Annotated in this window: 19 protein-coding genes; 7 read left to right on the plus strand and 12 right to left on the minus strand. The window is 65.0% G+C overall.

Annotated elements, in window-relative coordinates; translation table 11 throughout:
• Entirely contained in the window at positions 1-1167 is a 1167-nt protein-coding gene (locus MRBLMU1_RS19505) for an ABC transporter permease (RefSeq protein WP_363504402.1), read from the plus strand.
• Positions 1168-1236: 69 nt separating this feature from the next.
• On the opposite strand, the gene maiA is transcribed toward MRBLMU1_RS19505, so the two are convergent.
• The 3 genes from maiA to MRBLMU1_RS19520 are packed head-to-tail and all read right to left on the minus strand — an operon-like array spanning position 1237 to position 3442.
• Positions 1237-1884, minus strand: coding sequence for a maleylacetoacetate isomerase (gene maiA, locus MRBLMU1_RS19510; protein WP_363504405.1), 648 nt, complete (start codon positions 1882-1884; stop codon positions 1237-1239).
• Complete coding sequence (locus MRBLMU1_RS19515) at positions 1881-2906, minus strand: fumarylacetoacetate hydrolase family protein (RefSeq protein WP_363504408.1); 1026 nt, start codon at positions 2904-2906, stop codon at positions 1881-1883. The genes maiA and MRBLMU1_RS19515 overlap by 4 nt, the downstream gene beginning before the upstream one ends.
• Positions 2903-3442, minus strand: coding sequence for a VOC family protein (locus MRBLMU1_RS19520; RefSeq protein WP_363504411.1), 540 nt, complete (start codon positions 3440-3442; stop codon positions 2903-2905). The genes MRBLMU1_RS19515 and MRBLMU1_RS19520 overlap by 4 nt, the downstream gene beginning before the upstream one ends.
• A 91-nt stretch (positions 3443-3533) precedes the next feature.
• Here MRBLMU1_RS19520 and MRBLMU1_RS19525 point away from each other — a divergent pair, with 91 nt between their 5' ends.
• From MRBLMU1_RS19525 to MRBLMU1_RS19535, 3 genes are read left to right on the plus strand one after another with little or no spacing between them, the layout of a single operon-like run.
• Positions 3534-4448 (plus strand): LysR family transcriptional regulator, encoded by a 915-nt coding sequence (locus tag MRBLMU1_RS19525; protein WP_363504413.1) that lies wholly within the window; start codon positions 3534-3536, stop codon positions 4446-4448.
• 57 nt (positions 4449-4505) lie between these two features.
• Positions 4506-5033, plus strand: a complete 528-nt coding sequence (locus tag MRBLMU1_RS19530; protein WP_363504416.1) for an NAD(P)H-dependent oxidoreductase — start codon at positions 4506-4508, stop codon at positions 5031-5033.
• 57 nt (positions 5034-5090) lie between these two features.
• Entirely contained in the window at positions 5091-5702 is a 612-nt protein-coding gene (locus MRBLMU1_RS19535) for a gamma-glutamylcyclotransferase (protein ID WP_363504419.1), read from the plus strand.
• Here MRBLMU1_RS19535 and MRBLMU1_RS19540 read toward each other — a convergent pair.
• Positions 5694-6848, minus strand: a complete 1155-nt coding sequence (locus MRBLMU1_RS19540) for a PA0069 family radical SAM protein (protein WP_363504422.1) — start codon at positions 6846-6848, stop codon at positions 5694-5696. The two genes, MRBLMU1_RS19535 and MRBLMU1_RS19540, sit on opposite strands and share 9 nt — an antisense overlap.
• A 253-nt stretch (positions 6849-7101) precedes the next feature.
• Between MRBLMU1_RS19540 and MRBLMU1_RS19545 the strand changes: the two genes are divergently transcribed.
• The 3 genes from MRBLMU1_RS19545 to MRBLMU1_RS19555 are packed head-to-tail and all read left to right on the plus strand — an operon-like array spanning position 7102 to position 12454.
• Positions 7102-7698 carry a DUF2760 domain-containing protein gene (locus tag MRBLMU1_RS19545; RefSeq protein WP_363504425.1) on the plus strand — a complete coding sequence of 199 codons (597 nt, stop codon included), beginning with the start codon at positions 7102-7104 and terminating at the stop codon, positions 7696-7698.
• On the plus strand, positions 7695-9560 hold the full coding sequence (locus tag MRBLMU1_RS19550) for an Hsp70 family protein (protein WP_363504428.1): 1866 nt from the start codon (positions 7695-7697) through the stop codon (positions 9558-9560). Before MRBLMU1_RS19545 ends, MRBLMU1_RS19550 begins: the two co-directional genes overlap by 4 nt.
• A gap of 2 nt (positions 9561-9562) precedes the next feature.
• Positions 9563-12454, plus strand: coding sequence for an Hsp70 family protein (locus MRBLMU1_RS19555; protein WP_363504431.1), 2892 nt, complete (start codon positions 9563-9565; stop codon positions 12452-12454).
• On the opposite strand, the gene MRBLMU1_RS19560 is transcribed toward MRBLMU1_RS19555, so the two are convergent.
• The 8 genes from MRBLMU1_RS19560 to tssB all read right to left on the minus strand — a co-directional run bounded on the left by MRBLMU1_RS19560 (position 12455) and on the right by tssB (position 21593).
• Complete coding sequence (locus tag MRBLMU1_RS19560) at positions 12455-13093, minus strand: tRNA-uridine aminocarboxypropyltransferase (RefSeq protein ID WP_363504434.1); 639 nt, start codon at positions 13091-13093, stop codon at positions 12455-12457.
• Positions 13094-13124: 31 nt separating this feature from the next.
• Positions 13125-14858, minus strand: coding sequence for a methyl-accepting chemotaxis protein (locus MRBLMU1_RS19565; RefSeq protein WP_363504437.1), 1734 nt, complete (start codon positions 14856-14858; stop codon positions 13125-13127).
• Between the two features lie 128 nt (positions 14859-14986).
• Positions 14987-15865, minus strand: coding sequence for a type VI secretion system protein TssA (gene tssA, locus MRBLMU1_RS19570; RefSeq protein ID WP_363504440.1), 879 nt, complete (start codon positions 15863-15865; stop codon positions 14987-14989).
• Between the two features lie 11 nt (positions 15866-15876).
• Complete coding sequence (gene tssH, locus MRBLMU1_RS19575) at positions 15877-18504, minus strand: type VI secretion system ATPase TssH (RefSeq protein ID WP_363504443.1); 2628 nt, start codon at positions 18502-18504, stop codon at positions 15877-15879.
• A 2-nt stretch (positions 18505-18506) separates the two neighbouring features.
• Positions 18507-18977, minus strand: coding sequence for a type VI secretion system baseplate subunit TssE (tssE, locus tag MRBLMU1_RS19580; RefSeq protein WP_363504446.1), 471 nt, complete (start codon positions 18975-18977; stop codon positions 18507-18509).
• A gap of 92 nt (positions 18978-19069) precedes the next feature.
• Positions 19070-19561 (minus strand): Hcp family type VI secretion system effector, encoded by a 492-nt coding sequence (locus MRBLMU1_RS19585; protein WP_363504449.1) that lies wholly within the window; start codon positions 19559-19561, stop codon positions 19070-19072.
• A gap of 33 nt (positions 19562-19594) precedes the next feature.
• Positions 19595-21082 (minus strand): type VI secretion system contractile sheath large subunit, encoded by a 1488-nt coding sequence (tssC, locus tag MRBLMU1_RS19590; protein WP_363504452.1) that lies wholly within the window; start codon positions 21080-21082, stop codon positions 19595-19597.
• Between the two features lies 1 nt (position 21083).
• A complete protein-coding gene (gene tssB, locus MRBLMU1_RS19595; protein ID WP_363504455.1) occupies positions 21084-21593 on the minus strand; it encodes a type VI secretion system contractile sheath small subunit in 510 nt (169 codons plus the stop codon).

Here is a 21593-nt window from a genome sequence, read left to right on the forward strand (position 1 = left end):
ATGAAGATCCCGCTCTTCTACGTCGCCCGCAATTTATGGGCGCGGCGCCTGACCACGGCGCTGACCGCCGCCGGACTCGCGCTGGTGGTGTTCGTGTTCGCGACGGTGCTGATGCTCGATGAGGGCTTGCGCAACACGCTGGTGACCACCGGCGAGTACGACAACGTGGTGCTGATACGGCGCAGCGCCGACACCGAGGTGCAGAGCAGCGTGGAACGGACGCAGGCCAGTATCGTCTCCAGCCACCCTTCCATCGCGCTGGGCGCCGACGGCCAGCCCTTGCTGTCCAAGGAGACAGTGGTGCTCATCTCGCTCAACAAGCGCGGTTCGGCAAAACCGTCGAACGTCATTATCCGGGGCATAGGCCCGCGTGGGCAGGTGCTGCGGCCACAAGTGAGGCTGACGGCCGGGCGCATGTTCCGGCCGGGCGCGTCGGAGATCATCGCCGGCGCCAGCATCGCGCGCCGCTTCTCCGGCGCCGGCATTGGCGAGACGCTGCGCTTCGGCCAGCGCGAATGGACGGTCGTGGGGTTGTTCGACGCGGGGAACAGCGGCTTCGATTCGGAAGTGTGGGGCGACGCCGATCAGTTGATGCCGGCCTTCCGGCGGGTCGCCTACTCGGCGGTCGTGCTGCGGCTGGCCGGCACGTCGCTGTTCGACGGCTTCAAGAAGGATATCGAGGGCGATCAGCGCTTGACCCTCGACGCCAAGCGTGAGCAGACTTTTTATGCGGACCAGTCGAAGGCGCTGTCGACCTTCATCAACGTGCTGGGGTTGATTTTGTCGGTGATCTTTTCGATCGGGGCGATGATCGGGGCGACGATCACCATGTATGCGTCGGTCGCCAACCGGGTTGGCGAGATCGGCACGTTGCGGGCGCTGGGGTTTCAGCGGCGGAATATTCTGGCGGCGTTTTTGGCGGAGTCGATGCTGCTGGCGGTGGTGGGCGGCGTGCTGGGGCTGGGATGCGCGTCGCTGATGCGATTCATCTCGTTCTCGACCACGAATTTTCAGTCGTTCTCGGAGTTGGCGTTCGGGTTTCGGCTGACGGTGGATATCGTGGTGAAGACGCTGGTGTTTTCGCTGGTGATGGGGTTTATTGGAGGGGTGCTGCCGGCGCTGAGGGCGGCGCGCATGAAGATTGTGGATGCGTTGCGGGCGGCTTGAGGGCGGCCATGCATGCGTCGTTGGCGGCGCACACATGGCCGATCACGCCATCCCGCCTTGCCCGACGTACTACTCGGCGTCGGGTTGCTGCGACGGGTGCGCTTGCTGAAACGCCGGCAGCGCGGCGCAAGCGGCGTTGATCCGCATGACCGTCGGATACGGCGCCGTATCAACCTCGAACCGCTGCGCGTTGAACACCTGCGGCACCAAACAGCAGTCGGCGAACGTCGGCGTATCCCCATGCGAATAGACACCCGTGCGCGCATCACCGGCCAGCAACGCCTCCAGGGTCTCCAGTCCGCTGCGCAACCAATGCCGATGCCACTCCAGCTTGACCTCCTCGCTCAACCCCATCTCTCCCTTGATGTACTTCAGCACCCGCAGATTCCCCAGCGGATGCGTATCGGCCACCACCGTCAACGCCAGCGCACGCACGCGGGCCCGGCCCGCCGGATCGGCCGGCAGCAACGGGGTTTGCGGCCGCGTCTCCTCCAGATATTCAAGTATCGCCAGCGACTGGCCGATGACGGCGCCGTCGTCGTCCACCAGCGTGGGCAGCAGCGTGGACGGATTGACCGCCCGATAAGCGTCCGCCAGATGCTGGCCGCCATCGCGCAGCAGATGCACCGGCTGCGCCTCGTAATCCAGCCCCTTGAGATTGAGCGCGATCCGCACCCGATAGGCGGCGGAACTGCGGAAGTAGGTGTAAAGCTTCATCGGCGGCGCTCCCCATAATGCGCGACGGTCTGCTCGATCACGCCGAAGATGCTGGCGCCCTGCGCGTTCCGCATCTCGATCCGCACGCTGTCGCCGAATTTCAGGTAGTCCGTCTGCGGCTTGCCGGTTTCGATGGTTTCGTACATGCGTACCTCGGCCAGGCAGCAATATCCCACGCCGCCGTTGGCGATACTCGACCCATTGAGCCCGCCCTGCTTGTTGGAGACGGTGCCGGAGCCGATGATGGTGCCGGCCGCCAGCTCCCGCGTGGCGGCGGCGTGCGCGACGAGCTGCGCGAAGTTGAAGGTCATGTCTTCGCCCGCATTCGGTTTGCCGAATGGCTTGTCGTTGATGTCGACCAGCAGCGGCAGATGCAGTTTGCTGTCGGTCCAGTCATGGCCCAATTCGTCCGGCGTGACCGCCACCGGCGAAAACGCGCTGGCCGCTTTGGACTGGAAGAAGCCGAAGCCCTTGGCCAGTTCGTTCGGAATCAGGTTGCGCAGCGAGACGTCGTTGACCAGCATGACCAGCCGGATCGCCTTGCCGGCATCGTCCACGCTCACGCCCATCGGCACGTCGCCGGTGACGACGGCCACCTCGGCCTCCAGATCGATGCCCCACTCCTCCGACAGCGCATAGATCGGATCGCGCGGGCCGATAAAACTGTCCGAGCCGCCCTGGTACATCAGCGGGTCGGTGTAGAACGACGCCGGCACTTCGGCGTTGCGCGCCTTGCGCACCAGTTCAACGTGATTGATGTAGGCCGAGCCGTCCGCCCATTGATAGGCGCGCGGCAGCGGCGAATGGCAGGCTTGCTGGTCGAACGGCTTGGCGTCGACCGAGTCGCCCGCGTTGAGCAGCGTGTACACCGCTTGCAACCGATCCTTGACCAGATCCCAATGGTCCAGCGCATGCTGCAGCGTGGCCGAGATTTTCGGCACCAGCTGATATTGCGACAGGTCGCGGCTGACCACGACCAGCCGGCCATCGCGGCTGTCGTCTTTTAAGGTGGCGAGCTTCATGCCTGATCTCCCGCCGGCGCGTGCATCCAGGCCGCATGCTTCGGCGCCTTGCGCGTTTTGGACCACTCCTCGAGCATTTCCCATTTGACGGCGTCGAGTTTTTGCATCATGTCGGGGGTGCCGGTGTTGACCGCCAATTCGAGTCGGTGGCCGTTGGGGTCGAAGAAGTAGATCGATTTGAAGATGGTGTGGTTGACCGGCCCGATGACGTCGATGCCGCCGGCGATCAGCCGCTCCTTGGCGGCCAGCAGGTCGTCCATGCTGTCGACCTCCATCGCCAGGTGCTGCACCCAGGCCGGCGTATTGTGGTCGCGGTCCATCGGCGCCTGCGTCGGCAGCTCGAAGAACGCCAGCACGTTGCCGTGGCCGGCGTCAAGGAAGACGTGCATATACGGGTCCGGCGCTTTGGTCGACGGTACTTCATCCTCGGCAATGGCCAGCACGAAGTCCATGTTCAGGTGCTTGACGTACCACTCGACGGTTTCCTTGGCGTCGCGGCAGCGGTACGCGACGTGGTGGATTTGTTTGATTTTCATAGTTTGCCTCCAATTCTATTCTTACGACATTAGATGCGAATCTCAGATATCATACAAACAGTATTTTTCCCGCCATTTATCAGGTTTTCCCATGAATCCAAGTTTGCGGCAAATGCGGGCACTGGTCGCGGTGGCCAAAACCGGCAGCTTCACCCTGGCGGCGGATCACCTCAACCTGACGCAATCGGCGCTCAGCGGCCAGATCAAGGAGCTCGAACAGATGCTCGGCGTGCGTGTTGTCGAGCGTACCACGCGCAAGACGCAGTTGTCGGAGCTGGGACGCGAACTGACGCCGTTGTTCGAGAAGATGCTGCAGGATCTGGACCGCGCGATGGCCGACATCACCAGCCGCAAGGCGCTCAAGCAGGGCATCGTGCGCATCGCCGCGCCGCAGATGCTGTCATGTACCTTGCTGCCCGAGGCTATCGCCGCCTATTCCGCCCGCTATCCGGACGTGCAGGTGCGGCTGGCCGACAGCCCGGTCGAACAGGTGTCGGCGCGCGTGTTCAGCGGCGAGGCGGACTTCGGCATCGGCCCGGAGCGCGACGCCAACGTCGAGATCGAGGCGCAGCAATTGTTCGAAATGCCGTTCGTGGTCGTGTTTCCTGCCGGGCATGCGCTGGAGTCGCGCGAACGCATCACCTGGGCCGACATCAACGATTTCCCGTTCATTTCCTTACAGGGGCAGTTCACCGAGCGGCTGCTGCGCGATATGCATGTGTCGTTCCGCGAGCTGTCGCTCAGCCCGTATAACGAGGTGACCTTCATGACCACCGCGCTGGCGATGGTGCACGCGCGGCTGGGCATCACGGTCTGCCTGCCGTACGCGGAAAAAATGGTGGCGCTGTATGGATTGCGGATGCGGCAACTGGTCGATCCCGAGCTCACGCGTCGTTTTTTTGTCTACACGCGCAACGCCCGGGCGCTGTCGCCGGCGGCCGAGAGTTTCGTCGCTTTCCTGCGGGATTACGTCGCGGCGCACGAGTGGAACGTTCCGCTCGGTTAACATATCTTACATTTTTCCCACTACCGCAGCCCATGCGGCGTGTGTATGCTTCGGTATATGAATATTCTGCATATCGACTCCTGCGCGCTGGGTGACAGTTCGCGATCGCGCCAACATACCGCCGCCGCCGTGGCACGGCTGGCGTCGGCGCACGAGGGTGCCAGCGTGAATTACCGCGACCTTGCCGCCTCGCCGTTATCGCACGTCAGCGCGCCGCTGCTGCAGGTGATGCGCAAGCAATGGAACAGCGCCATTCCCATGCACGCGGAGCTGCGGGCGGAATCGCTGCTGAGTGCGTCGCTACTGCAAGAATTCGTCGACGCCAACATCGTCGTGGTCGGCGCGCCGATGCACAACTACTTCACGCCATCGACCCTGAAAGCCTGGCTGGACCGCTTGCTGCACCTGCACGGGGACATGGCAACCCAGTCCGACTCGCAGCGCGTGATGCTGGTGACGTCCGGCTGGGGCGCGGACGATCCGCAACAGGCCGAACTGATGCATAACTACGAAGGTCAATTGACGGCGGCGTTCAAATCCATCGGCGTCAGGCACCTGGACATCGCCCGCGTGGACATGAACTGACCACCAAGCCTGACAAACACCAAGCGAACCGGAAACACGCCGAAACCAGAAGCGATCATGACAGCAGACACCATCGCCATCAACCAGATGATGGACCAGTTCGACGGCCACCACAGCGTTTGGCTGTTCGGCTACGGCTCACTGATCTACAAGGCAGACTTCCCCTACCTGCAACGCCGTCCGGCCAGCATCGCCAACTGGACGCGCCGCTTTTGGCAAGGCTCGCACGACCATCGCGGCACACCGGAGGCACCGGGTCGCGTGGTCACCATCATCGAGGAAGCCGGCGCCATTTGCCATGGCATGGCTTACCTGGTCACGCCGGAAGTCTTCGCCCATCTCGACCACCGCGAGAAAAACGGCTATCTACGGCTGGCGACGACTATCACGTTCGACGACGCGTTCGATGACGGCGACGGCAGCGACAGCGCCGTCGGCCTGGTCTATATCGCGACGCCGGACAACACGGCCTTCCTCGGCGAAGCGTCCGAGCAGGAGATCGCGCGGCACATCGCCCGCTCCGCCGGCCCCAGCGGCCCGAACAGCGACTACCTCAATCATCTGGCGCACGCCCTGCGCGAACTGGGCCGCCACGACCAGCACGTCTTCGAGATCGAACGGCACCTGGCCGCGTTGAACACCCCTCCCTCGACAGTTCCGTCAGAATAAATCCAGCTGCCCCTCATCGGCCGGCTTGGCGCGCGCGCCCAGCGGCGGCACCACCAGCGGCCGGGTGAACTGCGACGCGTCCATGCTGTGGAAGCGGCTGCCCTTGCCCGACAGTCCCAGGCGCTCGGTGGCGATCTTGAAGCGTTGCCGTATCAGTTCCGCCCACACGCCCTCGCCCTTCATGCGGGAGCCGAACGTGCTGTCGTAGTCTTTGCCGCCGCGCATTTCACGCACGCGGTTCATCACGCGCTGCGCCCGCTCGGGGAAGTGCGCCTGCAGCCATTGCTGGAACAACGGCGCCACCTCCCATGGCAGCCGCAGCACCGTGTAGTGGGCGGTGACGGCGCCGGCTTCCCTGACCGCCTCCAGCAAGCGTTCGATATCCGGCTCGGTGACGAACGGGATGATGGGCGCGACGCTGACGGCCACCGGAATGCCGGCGTCGGTCAAGGTGCGGATCGTGCGCAGACGGCGCGCCGGGGCCGCCGCGCGCGGTTCAAGGGTGCGCGAGATGGCCGGGTCCAGGGTCGTCAGCGTGATGGCGACGCCGGCCTGCCGCTTGGCGGCCATCGCCGCGAGGATGTCGATATCCCGCTCGATCAGCGACGATTTGGTGATCAGGCCGACCGGGTGCTGGCATTCCTGCAGCACCTCCAGCACGCGGCGCGTGAGTTTGCGCTCGCGCTCGCAGGGCTGGTAGGCGTCCGTATTGACGCCGAGCGCGATCGATTCGGGCTCGTAGCCAGCCTTGGCCAGTTCCCGCCGCAGCATTTCCGGCGCGTTGACCTTGGCGAAAATCTTGCTCTCGAAGTCCATGCCGGGCGACAGGCCAAGATAGCTGTGCGTGGGACGGGCGAAGCAGTAGATACAGCCATGCTCGCAACCGCGATACGGGTTCAGCGAGACGCTGAACGGCAGGTCCGGCGAAGCGTTGCGGCTCAGGATCGACTTGCAATACTCGTCGGTGACCTGGGTTTTCCACGGCGACGCCTCCTCTTCCTCGCGCTCCCAGCCGTCGTCATAGGCTTCACGCGCGTTGACCTCGAAGCGCCCCTGCAGGTTCGATACCGCGCCACGCCCCTTTTGCGCCTTCAGAGAAGGAGGCGGCAGCATCACGTGCTCTTGGTTGTTTTCGTCATGGTTCATGGGGGGCTCAACGTGGGGCAGCGGGCGGGATCGCCAATACTGTATATATATCCAGTATTCTAAGCGCTCCAAATGGCCATATCAAGCGAAAAATCAAAGGTGCGGCCTTCGCGTCTTTGGCGCCCGCGCCTGAACTGGTATCATGCGGGGCTTCCGGGGGAAAGACTTTCCCCGCGCCACGCGCGTCCCCACCCCACATTCCGCCAGGCTGCCGCCCCAGACAGCGGCCCGGCTCACTCTACGCGAGCTAAACATGAACAATTCGACTCAACCGTTGCCGTCTTTTTTTAGCCGGATATCGATCGCCATCGGCGCCTTCTTCCGCGCGCTGTCCGATGCCGAATACGCCGCCCGCCTGGCGCGCATCGCCGCCGGCGAACCGCAGCCGTCCGCCGCGCCGGTTGCCGCTCCGGCGCCAGCCCCCGCACCGGCGCCCGTTCCGGCTCCGGCGCCGGTCACGCTGCGCGTCGCCACGCCGGATGCAGCGCTTCAGCTGCTCGGCCTGTTCCAGCGCGAGGCGCGCCTGATCGACTTCACCCAGGAAAACCTGAGCGCCTATTCGGACGCCGACATCGGCGCCGCCGCGCGCGTGGTGCACGAAGGCTGCGGCAAGGTGCTGCGCGAGCACTTCACCATCGAGGCCATTCGCAGCGAGGCCGAAGGCAGCCGCGTGGTGCTGGAGGAAGGCTTCGACGCCAGCGCCGTGCGCCTGACCGGCAACGTCGTCGGCAAGGCGCCGTTCCGCGGCGCGTTGAGCCATCGCGGCTGGCGCGCATCGAACGTGCGCCTGCCGAAACTGGCCGAAGCGCACGACGCGGCGATCCTGGCCCCGGCGGAGGTGGAATTATGAGCGACCCACGCTACGCCATCGGCATCGACCTTGGCACCACCCATAGCGCCCTTTCCTATGTCGACCTGGCCACCAGCGACGGCGAGAAAACCCAGCAAGGCGTGCTGGCGATTCCGCAGTTGACGGCGCCGGGCACGGTGGAAGACCTGCCGCTGCTGCCGTCCTTCCTGTATCTGCCGCACGCCGACGAACTGGCGCCGGGCGATTTGAGCCTGCCGTGGCAGCAGTCTGCGGCCGAACAAACCGGCGTGGCCGGCGAAATGGCGCGCAGCCGTGGCGCCACCACCCCTATCCGCCTGGTCTCCAGCGCCAAGAGCTGGTTGAGCCATCCGGGTGTGGACCGCCGCAGCGCCCTGCTGCCGAACGACGCGCCGGAGGAAGTGACGCGCGTCTCGCCGCTGGAGGCGTCGACCCGCTACCTGTCGCACCTGCGCCAGGCGTGGGAACAGGCGCACCCGGAGGCGCCGTTCGGCGAACAGGCGGTGACGGTGACGATTCCAGCGTCCTTCGATCCAGGCGCGCGCGAACTGACGGCCGACGCGGCGCGCGCCGCCGGCTACACCAATCTCACCTTGCTGGAAGAGCCGCAGGCCGCCCTGTACAGCTGGATCCAGGGCAGCGAAGGCCGCTGGCGCAAAGAGGTCAAGCCGGGCGACATCATTCTGGTGGTGGACGTCGGCGGCGGCACCAGCGACTTCTCGCTGATCGCCGTGCTGGAACGCGACGGCGTCCTGGAGCCGCACCGCATCGCGGTCGGCGATCACATTCTGCTCGGCGGCGACAACATGGACCTGGCCCTGGCGCATCTGGTGGCGCGCAAGCTGGCCGCCAACGGCACCCAGCTCGATCCTTGGCAGATGCGCGCGCTGACCTACGGCTGCCGCACGGCCAAGGAAAAGCTGCTGGCCGATGCGACCGTCGGGACCTGGCCTATCGTGGTGCCGAGCCGTGGCTCGAAGCTGATCGGCGGTTCGATCCGCACCGAGCTGACGCGCGATGAAGTGACGACCTTCATTCTCGACGGCTTCTTCCCGGCGGTGGACGCGGCGGCGCGTCCAGCCGTGCGCACGCGCGCGGGCCTGACGCAGCTTGGCCTGCCGTATGCGCAGGACGCGGGCATCACGCGCCACCTGGCCGCGTTCCTGGCTCGCCAGGTCGGCGCCACCAGCGAACTGGAAGGCTACGCCGGCAAGCACAGTACCGATGCCACCTTCCTGCATCCGACGGCGGTGCTGTTCAACGGCGGCGTGTTCAAGTCCGAGCTGCTGGCGCAGCGCGTCATGGGCACCCTCAATGACTGGCTGTACATGGAAGGCGCGGAGCCGGCCCGCATGCTCGGCGGCGCCGACCTGGATCTGGCGGTCGCGCGCGGCGCGGCATATTACAGCTACGTGCGTCGCGGCAGCGGCGTGCGGATTCGCGGCGGCACGGCGCGCGCCTACTACGTGGCGATCGAGTCGTCGATGCCGGCCATCCCCGGCATGGAACCGCCGATCCAGGCGCTGTGCGTGGCGCCGTTCGGCATGGAGGAAGGCAGTGAGATCGAACTGCCGAACCAGGAGTTCGGCCTGGTCGTCGGGGAGCCGGTGCAGTTCCGTTTCTTCGGCTCCTCGGTGCGCCGCCAGGACCAGATCGGCGACCTGCTGGACTTCTGGGGCCCGGAGGAACTGATCGAGTTGAACGAGATCCAGGCCACGCTGTCGCCTGAAGGCCGTCAGGCCGGCGATGTGGTGCAGGTGCGATTGCATGCGATGGCGACCGAATCGGGCACGCTCGAATTGCTGGCCGTGGCCAACGACGGCCAGCGCTGGAAAGTGGAGTTCGACGTGCGCTCAGGCGCCACCGAAAGCGCCGCCGCCTGAGCATGAGCCAATACATCGTCAGCATCGACCTTGGCACCACCAATACGGTGCTGGCCTATTCGGCACCCGGCAAAGCCGACATCCAGCTGTTCGACATAGAACAGCTGGTGGCGCCGGGCGAGGTGGGCGCCGGCGCGCTGCTGCCGTCGGTGCGCTACCACCCCGCCGAGGGCGAGCTGGCCGAAGGCGAGTTGCAACTGCCATGGGGGCAGGACGACGTGGCCGGTTTGCGGCAAGTGGTGATCGGCCGTCTGGCGCGCAAACTCGGCGCGCAGGTGCCGGGGCGTCTGGTCTCCAGCGCCAAAAGCTGGCTGTCGCATCCGAACGTGGACCGCACGGCGGCGATCCTGCCATGGGGCTCCGAAGCCGATGTGGCCAAGGTGTCGCCGGTGGCCGCCAGTGCCTCCTATCTTGCGCATCTGCGCTCCGCGTGGAATACCCGCTTTCCTTCGCATCCGCTGGAACGGCAGCAGCTCATTCTGACGATTCCCGCCTCCTTTGACGAAGGGGCGCGGGCGCTGACGCTCGAAGCGGCGCGCATGGCCGGCCTGGCCGGCCTGCGCTTGCTGGAGGAGCCGCAGGCGGCCTTCTACGATTGGCTGTACCGCCAGCGCGCGACGCTAGCCGCCGATCTGGCCGAAACGCGCCTGCTGCTGGTGTGCGACGTCGGCGGCGGCACCACCGACTTCAGTTTGATCAAGGTCGCGATGGTTGACGGCCAGCCGGAGATCAGCCGCATCGGCGTCGGCAATCACCTGATCCTCGGCGGCGACAATATGGATCTGGCGCTGGCGCATATGGTCGAGACGCGCATGGCGGCAGCCCAGGGTGGCGGCGCTCCGCCGCCGCGCCTGTCCTCCAGCCGCCTGGCGCAACTGGCGGAGCGCTGCCGCGCGGCGAAGGAGCTGCTGCTGGCTGCGGACGCGCCGGAACGCGCCACGGTCACCTTGCTCGGCTCCGGCTCGCGCCTGATCGGCGGATCCCGCTCGGCCGAGCTGACGCGCGACGAAGTGGCCGCGCTGGTGGTGGACGGTTTCTTCCCATCGAACCCGTCGCGCGAACCCGCCACGCGCGGACGCGGCGCGATCATCGAATTCGGCCTGCCTTACGCCAGCGACGCCGCCATCACCCGCCATCTGGCGGGCTTCCTGCGCCAGCATGCGGCGGCGGCGCGCGAGGCATTGGGCCTGCCGGCCGACGATCATGCGACGATACCGGTTCCGGATACGCTGCTGCTGAACGGCGGCGTTTTCCGCGCCGACGCCCTGGCGCGACGCCTGGAAGAAGCACTCTCCAATTGGCGCGGCATACCGCTGCGGGTTCTGAACAACGACGATCCCGATGTCGCCGTCGCGCGCGGCGGCGTCGCCTACGCGCTGGGACAAACCGGCCAGGCGCCGGTCATCGGCGGCGGCTCGCCGCGTAGCTACTTCCTGCTATTGGACGATGAACAACGTGCCGACAGGCCGCGCCGCGCCGTCTGCATCCTGCCGCGCGGCAGCGCGGAGAACCGCGAAATCCTGCTGGCCGAGCGCACCTTCGCCTTGCGGCTTGGCCGGCCTGTGCGTTTCCATCTGGCGTCGTCGACGTCGGACGCCACGCCGCCGCAGGCCGGGGAACTGGTCGAACTCCAGCCGGACGATTACGTCCAGTTGCCGCCGATAGCCACCGTGCTGCGCGACAGCGGCGCCGCCGACGCCCGCAAGGAGATCCCGGTGCAACTGGCCACCACGCTGAGCGAAGTCGGTACGCTGGAAGTGCATTGCGTGGCGATCGAAGACGCGCAGCGCTGGCTGCTGGAATTCCAGCTGCGCGGCGACACCGGCATCGCGGAGGCCGACGACGTGGGCACGAACGTCCCCCGGGACGCGCCGATGCCGGCGGGCCTGAACGCGGCCATCGACAAGATAGACCGTATCTTCGGCAGCCGCGCGCAGCAGGTCGACGTCAAGGAAGTCAAACAACTGCGCGCGCAACTCGAACACCTGTTGGGCGGCCGCGAAAGCTGGACCACGCCGCTGCTGCGACGCCTGTTCGACGCGCTGATCGAACGCGCCAAGGGCCGCCGCCGGTCGTCGGAACACGAGCGCGCGTGGCTCAATCTGAGCGGCTACTGCCTGCGTCCCGGATTCGGCCACCCGCTCGACGAGTGGCGCATCGAACAATTGTGGGCGATGTTCGACGCCGGCGCACAGCACCACAAGGACAGCCAGGTCTGCGCCGAGTGGTGGACCTTGTGGCGGCGCGTGGCCGGCGGCTTAAGCGTGGAGGCGCAGTTGCGGGTGCTCGACGATTTCGCATTCAACGTCCAGGCGGACGCGCAGGAGCGCGGCCGGCGCCCGCAAACGCTGGTCAGCGGCAGCGAGGAGGACATGCTGCGCCTGGGCGCGTCGCTCGAACGCATACCCGGCAACTACAAGGCTGAAATCGGCGCATGGATGCTGTCGCAGCTCGACGCGGCAACCCGCGCGGCCGCAAAGGCAGGCGCCAACAAAACCCGCGCCGGCGCGGCGGACGCCGGCAAGGCGGAAGCGGCGCAGGCGCGCTTCCTGTGGGGATTGAGCCGCGTCGGCGCTCGCCAGCCCTTCCACGGCAGCGCGCACGATGTCGTCGAGCGCGAGGTCGTCGAGCAGTGGCTGTCCAGGATACTGGCGCTGGACTGGAAGAAGGTGGAGCCGGCCGGCTTCGCGGCGGCCCATCTGGCGCGCATGACGGGCGACCGTTCGCGCGACTTCGACGACACCTTGCGCGCCGAGATACTGCGGCGTCTAGGCGCGATCGGCGCTCCGGCCAACTGGAGCGCGATGGTGCGCGAAGTGGTGCAACTCGATCAGGCCGACGAAAAACGTATGCTGGGCGAGTCGCTGCCGCCCGGCTTGAAGCTGATCGCCTGATCAGGGGCGTACGTAGCTGGCCTGTTGGGCGACGAAACCGTCGAAGGCCTCGATCAGCGGATTGAATTTGTGCGGGTCGTTTTCCAGTTGCGCCAGCGCGTACGCGGTGGCCTCCAGCGTCGATAGCTGATCCGGCAAATGCGCCTTGCGTATCAGGTAGTGCGACGGCGGCGTGTCGCGCAGCGGTAGCCGGGGCAGTGCTTGCAGCGGCGGATTCAGATACAGCATCTTGCGGCTCTTGCGCCAGGTCCCGTCGAGTACCACCAGCCGCAATCGCTGCGGCTCACCGAGCCAATCCTGATCGAATACCTGCGGTGTGGCGAGGCCCAGTGATTTGTCTTCCATCGTCTCCGGATATAGCAGCACGTTGCGGCGATCCCCGGAAAGCAGTTCGCCCAGCCGATCCGGTTCGAGCGCTTCTCCGCATTCCAGCCGGCTGTTGGACAAACTCAGATGCAGCAGGCGCGCGCTGCCCTTGGCGTTGGCGACCTCCATCGGATGCTGCAGGATCAGCACTTCCACCTGGTTCGATACGGATGCCACCCAGCGGCAGATGCATGTTTGCAGCGGCCGCAGACACGCAGGGCATTGCGCACGGGGGCTGCGCGGCTTGGATGGTGCGGCGTCGATACTGGTCATAGACCGTCATTGTACCGAAGCGCCGCCTCGCTTAGAACTCTTCCCAGCCGTCCGCGTCGTTGGTGGTGACCGCCTTGCGCGTGTTATCGGGCGCCGGCTTGCGGGCAGGCGCGGAAACGGCGGCGACAGCGGTGGGGGCGGCACGGCGCGGCGGCAGTGCCGGACGTGTCGGCGCGCGCGGAGCACTCCGGGTGCTGGACTCGGCCACCGGCGCGGGCAACTGCAAGCCATCGAGCTTGAACACGCTCACCACGTCGGCCAGCTTGGCCGACTGCTCCTGCATCGATTCCGCCGCTGCGGCAGCCTGTTCGACCAGCGCCGCGTTCTGCTGCGTCACTTGGTCCATCTGGGTGATGGCGTCGTTGACCTGGGCGATGCCGATGCTCTGCTCTTCGCTGGCGTGGCTGATCTGCGTCATGATCTGGGTCACGCGGTTGATGCTGGTGACGATCTCGCTCATGGTTTCGCCGGCCTTGTTGACCAGGTCCGAGCCCTGCGAAACCTTCTCGACCGAATCGTGGATCAGGCTCTTGATGTCCTTGGCGGCCGACGCCGAGCGCTGCGCCAGATTGCGCACCTCCGAGGCGACCACCGCGAAGCCGCGTCCCTGCTCGCCGGCGCGCGCGGCTTCCACCGCCGCGTTCAACGCGAGGATATTGGTCTGGAACGCGATGCCGTCGATGACCGAGATGATCTCCACAATTTTGCGCGACGAGTCGTTGATGGAACCCATGGTGTTCACCACCTCGCCCACCACGGCGCCGCCACGGCTGGCGATCTGCGCGGCGCTGATGGCCAGCGCGTTGGCCTCCCGCGCGTTCTCCGCGTTGAACTTCACCGTCGACGTCAGTTCCTCCATCGACGATGCCGTCTCCTCCAGGGAACTGGCTTGCTCCTCCGTGCGTGATGACAGGTCCTGATTGCCGGCGGCGATCTCGGTGGACGCGGTGGCCATCAGGTCGGTGCCGTTGCGTACCTGACCGACGATGGTGACCAGGTTCGAGTTCATGATCTTCAGGGCGTTCATCAGTTGCCCGGTTTCGTCCTTGCTGTGAACCCTGATCTCGCTGGTCAAATCGCCGGACGACACGGTTTCGGCGACCTTCACCGCCTCGTTGATCGGTTTTGTGATCGTGCGGGTGATCCACCAGGCGGCAAAGACACCCATGACGATGGCGGCAAGGCCCAGCATCACGAGCAAGGTGCGACCGCTGGTGTATTGCTCGCGGATCTCGACAGCGGCGGCGTCGAGCAAGTCGGCCTGCCGCTCGGAGAACGCTTGCAGCGCCGCGAGATAGCTGGTACGGGTTTGCGCCAGATCGCCTTCGTAGAGTTTTTTGCCCAATTCGAGGTCGCCCTTGGCCTTGGCGGCAAAGACGGCCTTGCGCACGTCGGTGTAGGCTTTACGCGTATCCAGCACCTGCTTGAACAACGGCTTGAGCGCCTCGTCCTCGATCGTGGCGCCGATCTGGTCCTGGATCTTGGTCGCGCGCCCGGACGAACCGGCCATCAGCGTTTCCAGATTTTTCTGATCCGCCGGATCGGCCACCATCCAAGCGCCCGTGGTGCGCGCGGCGTTGACCTCGATGATCTTGCCCCACTCCGCGATCAGCCGCTGATCGCGGATTTTCACGTCGATCATATGGTCCGTCATCGCGCTGGCGCTACTGAGGCGCATGATGCCGATGATGGTCATCGTGGTCAGTAACAGCAGGATGAGCGAGAAGCCGAAGCCGAGCCGCGTGCCGATTTTCAGGTTGTTCATGGCGAACCCCTAGCGAAAGGATCAGGAATGTCTGACCCATGCTAGCACTGTTCGCCAGAATCTGTAGCACTGAGAGCAATATTAAGCGTTGCGCTGCAACAACTATGTGTTGAAAATACGCGCCGTGGTCACTCGCCACCCGACTGGGAACCCAACAATTCTTCGAGGCCGGCGATGGCGCCCGGGTCTTTGATGACGGCGCGCAGCCAGACGTGCAGCGGCATGTCGCCCCAGCTTGCGGCTTTATCGGCAAGATAGGCCACCGGGCTATGGGGCTCGGTGCGGCGGAAAAAATCGGCCACAAGACGCAATTGCGACAGGGCCTGGGCGCGGTTTTGCACCGCCCCGCCCAGCGCAGCCAAAGCACCTTGGCCGGCACCGCCCGACGCGGCGTCACCACCCATCGACATCGCTGCGGGGCTGCCGACAGGCGCGACGGCGGCTATCACGGCTTGCAAAGCGTCTTTGGCGGCGCTGAAACCGGGACCTTCGGCGCCCAGACGCCGGTCGACCACGCGCTCCAGTTCACAAAGCATGGCGAGGCAGTATTCGGCATCCGGTAGCAGTGCCGCGCCGTCATCCAGTTGCATCTCCCTGACCAGTACCAAGGTGCGCGTGAGCAGCCAGTACAAATTACCGATACGTTGGTCGTAGTCGCCGTCGTCGGCCAGCGGATACAGGCCTTCCCAGTAATGCTCGCACAGGCCGGACAGCACGGCGTAACCGTCGCCCAGGCCGCGCAGGCCACGCGTCTTGGCGTGGGCTTCCGCCAGCCAGACGGCCAGTCGCAGATCCTTGGTTCTGGTTTCGATCATGGCGGCGCAGCGGCTGCCGACAAACTGCCAGTCGGCCTCCTTCAGCACCGAGACCCACTCGCCCTGATCGAGCGTCGGATCGTCGTAGGTGCGCGCGTGCGCGATGGCGTCCACTTCGCTGCTGAAGGACAGGTCCTCGCCGCAGATCTGGTCCGCGCTGATTGGCAGTAGCAGTTGTGCGATGCTGAACATGGTGGCTCCCGCTATTTGATGGTGTATTTAAACTGCCCCTGCTTGCTGGCGCCGACCTTGATCCTGGCGATCGCCGCGCCCTGCGCCATCTTTTCCAGCACCGCCTCGGCGATCTCCGGCAGCAGGCTGCCGTTGAGGATATGGTCGACATTGCGGGCGCCGGAATCGACTTCCGTGCAGCGCGCCAGCACCGCTTCGACCAGCGCCTCGTCATAGCTGAACTCCGCGTGGTGCTGGTCACGGATGCGCTGGCCGATGCGGTCCAGTTTCAGCGCGATGATGCGCACCAGTACCTGGTCGGGGATCGGGTAGTACGGCACCACCTTGAGCCGCCCGAGGAAGGCCGGTTTGAAGTGTTTGACGAGTTGTGGCCGCAGCAGCAGCTCCAGCTCATCCACCGTCGGCGGCGTCTCTTTGTTCAGGCACGCCTGCATGACGGCCGCGGAACCGGCGTTGGAGGTGGCGATGATGATGGTGTTGCGGAAGTCGATCTCGCGCCCTTCCGCATCGTCCATCACGCCCTTGTCGAAGACCTGGAAGAACAACTCGGTCACGTCGGGATGGGCTTTTTCGATCTCGTCGAGCAGCACTACGCTATACGGATTGCGGCGCACCGCCTCAGTCAGCACACCGCCCTGGCCATAGCCGACGTAGCCGGGCGGCGAACCTTTGAGACCGGAGACGCTGTGCGCCTCCTGGTATTCACTCATGTTGATCGTCAGGAGCTTGCGCTCGCCGCCGTACAGCAGATCGGCCAGCGCCAAAGCGGTTTCCGTTTTGCCGACGCCCGAGGGGCCGACGAACATGAATACGCCCTTCGGTTTGTTTGGATCGTCCAGGTTGGCGCGCGCGGTGCGCACGCGCTGCGCCACGGCGGCGATGGCGGTGGGCTGGCCGAGGATGCGCGCTTCCAGCGCGTCCTGTAGTTTGAGCACGGTGCGGATTTCATCCTTGACCATTTTCCCCAGCGGGATGCCGGTCCAGCCGGAGACGATGGCGGCGACAGTGGCGGCATCGACTTCCACCGGCACCATCGGCGTCTCGCCCTGCAGCGCCGCCAGCTCCTGTTTCAGCGCGCCGATTTCCCCGGCGCCATCACCGCCGGCGCGCAGACGTGCGATCGCCGCGACAATCGACTGCTCGCGCTGCCAACGATCCCCATTCTTCGCATGCTCCCCGGCCAGCGCCGCGCGGGCTTCGGTCAGCTGCTGCAGACGCTGGCAACGCGCCGCATCGGCACTCTTTTCGCCGCCCTCCTCCCGCTGCAAAGCGTTGATCTCGGCGTCGATGCGCTCCATGCCCTTTGCCGCCGACTCCAGCAAGGCGGGCATGCCGCTCTGCCCCAGCGCGACGCGGGCGCAGGCCGTATCGAGCACGCTGACGGCTTTGTCGGGCAGCTGGCGGCCGCTGATATAGCGATGCGACAGCCGGACGGCCTCGGTCACCGCTTCGTCACGGATGCGGATGCCGAAGTGCGTTTCCATCAGTGGCGTCATCGCGCGCAGCATGGCGCTGGCAATTTCCTCGCTAGGTTCCTCGACCTTCACGACCTGGAAGCGCCGCGCCAGTGCTGCGTCCTTCTCGAAGTACTTTTTGTATTCGCTCCAGGTGGTGGCGGCGATGGTGCGCAGCTCGCCCCGTGCCAGGGCCGGCTTGAGCAGGTTGGCGGCATCGTTCTGCCCGGCCGCGCCGCCGGCGCCTATCATCGTGTGCGCCTCGTCGATGAACAGGATGATGCCGTGCGGACTTTGCTTGACTTCGTCGATGACGTTCTTCAGACGGTTTTCAAACTCGCCTTTGACGCTGGCGCCGGCCTGCAACAGGCCCATGTCCAGCGTGCGGATTTCCACGCCGCGCAGCACGGCCGGCACGTCACCGGCGGCGATCCGCAAGGCCAGGCCCTCCACCACCGCCGTCTTGCCCACGCCGGCCTCGCCGGTGAGGATGGGATTATTCTGCCGGCGGCGAAGCAGAATATCGATCATCTGGCGCACTTCGGTCTCGCGGCCTATCACCGGATCCAGCTTACCTTCGCTGGCGACGCGCGTCAGGCTGGTGGTGTACTGGTCGAGGGCCGGGGTGCGGAGGCCGGCCTGGCGCGCCGCATCGGTAACCGGCGCCACAAGCGGTTCGCCGTCGGCCGCGGAGGCGGCGGTCGTTTCCTCCTGAGATCCATTGGTATAGTTATCCAGCCGGTGTTTAACTTCATCGATCGGAATCCTGGCAAACGCCGGGGAGGCGCGATGCGCGATTTGCAACAGTTCCGGGTCGGTCAACAACGCTACCAGCAGATGCGCGCTGCGGATACTGTCCGGTTGCGGCGTCGCCAGCGAGGCGATCAGCCACGCGTTCTCCAGCAGCAGCGGCAAATGACGCGAAAACACGGGCGTGCGGGTGCTACCCGTCTTGAATTGGCTGACCTCAAGATGCAGGTCAGCCTCCAACGTGTCGATACTGACGCCGCATTGGCGCGCGATCAGCACCACGTCGCAGCGTTCCTGCTCGAGCAGGGCCAAGAACAGGTGCTCGACCTCCACTTCATACTGGCCAAGCGCCACGCAGATGCTGGCGGCGCGTGTGGCAGCCAGGCGCGTGGTGTCATTCAGTTTGCCGATCAGTGTCTTCAGATTCAGATTCATGTTTAGGCTCCGCGGGCGCTGCGGTTGATTGAGTAATGCAGGGATGAGGGTTGCAGCACCGCGTCGAAGTTGACCGACTCCGTCATCGGCAGGCCGGCCAGCGTGGCGCTGATGGCGAAGCTGACGCGGTTGATGGAGCCGCCTTCGCGTTCCAGCCATGCCTGCACATTGCGCAGACGCGGTTCGTGGCGTTCGATCGCCGTTTTCAGCGCGGCGCAAATGCGGGCGCGATCCTCGCTGCTGCTAAGGCACATGCCGGCGAAGTCGATCAATCCGTAGTTGACGATGGAACCGGCGCACTCGGGGTAGGCCTCCAACAACTCGTCGGACAGCGCGCAGCGCGTGTTGAGCAGGTCTTCCAGGTCGCGCGCGACGGAATCCTTCAGTTGTTCCAACGTCATGCCGTGGCCGGGACGGCAGGCGCTTTGCTCGCCAAGCAGGCGGTCAAGCAGGCCAGGTGTAAAGCCGTTCATCGGGTACCCTCATAAAAAAAGGCCAGGCCAGGCCGGCCTGGCCCAAAAAAGCGCACCGCCGCAACGCGAAACGGCGGGCGCTGGGGGGATCGTCAGACCACGCGGTTGCTGGCCAAATCCCAGCCGCCGGAGGTGTTGCCGCCGGAGCCGCCACTGATTTTCTGCTGCGTGTAGCGCCACTTGATCTTGGAGAATTTCAGAGCGACTTCCTCGGTCAGGATGTCGCCTTCGTGCACCGCCGGCGACACGGCGCCAATGAGCACATTTTCGATTTCGATCTCGAAGTACTTAACGCGCTCGCCCTGGGCGTCCGCCCGCATGAATTCCATCCGGGCCTTCGGGATGGTGCGGCCGGCGGAACAGGTCTGCAGCAGTATCGGCGTGGACAGGTCGGCCAGTTTTGAAAAAACGATATCGCGGTGTTCGCAGCGCTCGGCCGTATGGCCGCCACCGGTGGACGCGGTGGCCGATTTCGGCTGGTCGACGCCGAAAGTGACCGATTTACACTCGATCCAATCCTTGTGGCGGTCGTCGGTCGACTCGCCTTTGATGCCCTCAATGTGAAGATAGACGTCGATTGCCATTGCATGCTCCAGTCTCAGGTTGTGGTGAAAAAATTAGCTATTGGTCGACTGCGGAAGCTCCGCGACCAGTCGGAGGGAAACGGACAGCTCGTCGAGCTGGAAGTGCGGCCGCAGGAAGGAGACGGCGCGATAGACTCCGGGACGTCCTTGCACCTCGTGCACCTGGACCGACGCCTCGCGCAACGGGAACTGCGCCTTTTGTTCCTGGCTGGCGTTGTCGTCCAGCAGAACGTATCGCATCAGCCAGCGGTTGAGGAAATCCTCGACGTTCGAGGCCGAGGCAAAGCTGCCGACTTTGTCGCGCATCATGGCTTTCATGTAGTGGGCAATACGCGACACGGCGAAGATGTACTGCAGCTGCGACGACAACACAGCGTTGGCGTTGGCTGCCTCCGAGCTGTATTTCTTCGCCTTCTGCGCCGACTGGGCGCCGAAGAACGCGGCGTAAGAGGTGTTCTTGCAGTGCACCAGCGAGATGAATCCCAGATCGCTCAGTTCCTTCTCGCGGCGGTCGGTGATGGCCACCTCGGTCGGACACTTGAGCGCCACCTCGCCGTCGTCGGTCTTGAAGGTATGCGTGGGCAGGTCATCCACTAGGCCACCGCCTTCGACGCCGCGTATCGCCGCGCACCAGCCGAAATCGTCGAAGGCCTTGGTCAGCTTGGCGCCGAAGGCGTAGGCGGCGTTACACCACAGGTACTTCTGATGATCGGTACCGTCCACTTCCTCGACGAAGTTGAAGCCCTCGACCGTGGTGCCGTCCACCGGATTGAATGGCAGGCGCCCCAGGAAGCGCGGCAACGCCAGGCCGACGTATCGTGAGTCTTCCGATTCGCGGAAGGCCTTCCACTTGGCGTATTCCACGGTGTCGAACACCTTGGACAGGTCGCGCGGTTTGCCCAGATCGCCGTAGCTCTCCAACCCGAACAACTCGGGCGAGGCGGAGGCGATGAACGGCGCGTGCGATGCCGCCGCCACGTGAGACATCTGCTCGACGAAGTACATGTCTTCCGGCTGGCGCGAGATTTCGAAATCTCCCAGCAGCGCCGCGTAGGGCGCGCCACCGAAGGTGCCGAATTCCTCTTCGTAGACCTTCTTGAACATCGAGCTCTGGTCGAATTCCAGCGCGGATTGGAAGTCCTTGACCAGTTCCCGCTTGGTGGCGTTGAGCATGCGGATTTTCAGACCCTGGCCGGTGGCGGAATTCTTGACCAGGTAGTGCAGGCCGGTCCAGCTTTGCTCGAGCTTCTGGAACGCCGGCGCGTGCATGATGGCACTCAACTGGCTGGAGATGAGCCGGTCCAGCTCCGCGACGCGGGCATCGAGCGTCGCCGACAGGTTGTTGGACATGACCACCGTTCCGTCCAGGACCTGGCTGACCAGCTCCGAGATGAGATCTTTGGCGCGTTCGTGTTCCACCGTCGACTTGGCGACTTTGCTTTGCTCGACGATCTGGTCCAGCAGGTTGGCGTCTTCGGTCGTGACGGCGGCGTCCTGCAGTTGGTTGATTTGTGCCGACATGTCAGTCTCCCTTCGCCGGCTTGGCCGATTTCAGCTTCGCCAGTTTGTCGGTGCTGCTCAGGACCTCGCTCAGGATGTCCTCCAGCTTGTCGTTGCCGGCCAGTTTATTGCGCAAGTCCGCCAGCTTGCCGCGCGCTTCCAACAGGCGGCTGAGCGGTTCGACCTGGCGCACCACGGCTTCCGGCCGGAAGTCCGACATCGCCTTGAAGTGCAGTTCCACATTAAAGCTGGTGTCGTCGCCGGCCAGCTGGTTCGGCACCTTGAAGCGCGCGACCGGCTCCACGCCGCTCAGGACTTCGTCGAAGTTATCACTATCGATGCCGACGAACTTGCGGTCCTTCAGACGCTTCTTCTCCACCTCCGAGTTGCCGCCGAAATCTCCGACCACGCCGACCACGAACGGCAACTCCTTGTTTTCCATCGCGTCGCCGATCTCCACGTCATACGTCATCTGCACGCGTGGTGGACGCATTTTGTTCAGGCGCTTTTGGACACTGTCACCATTTGCCAT

This window comes from Burkholderia sp. LMU1-1-1.1 (assembly GCF_040675865.1).
In the GTDB taxonomy this organism is placed as follows: Bacteria; Pseudomonadota; Gammaproteobacteria; order Burkholderiales; family Burkholderiaceae_D; genus Rugamonas.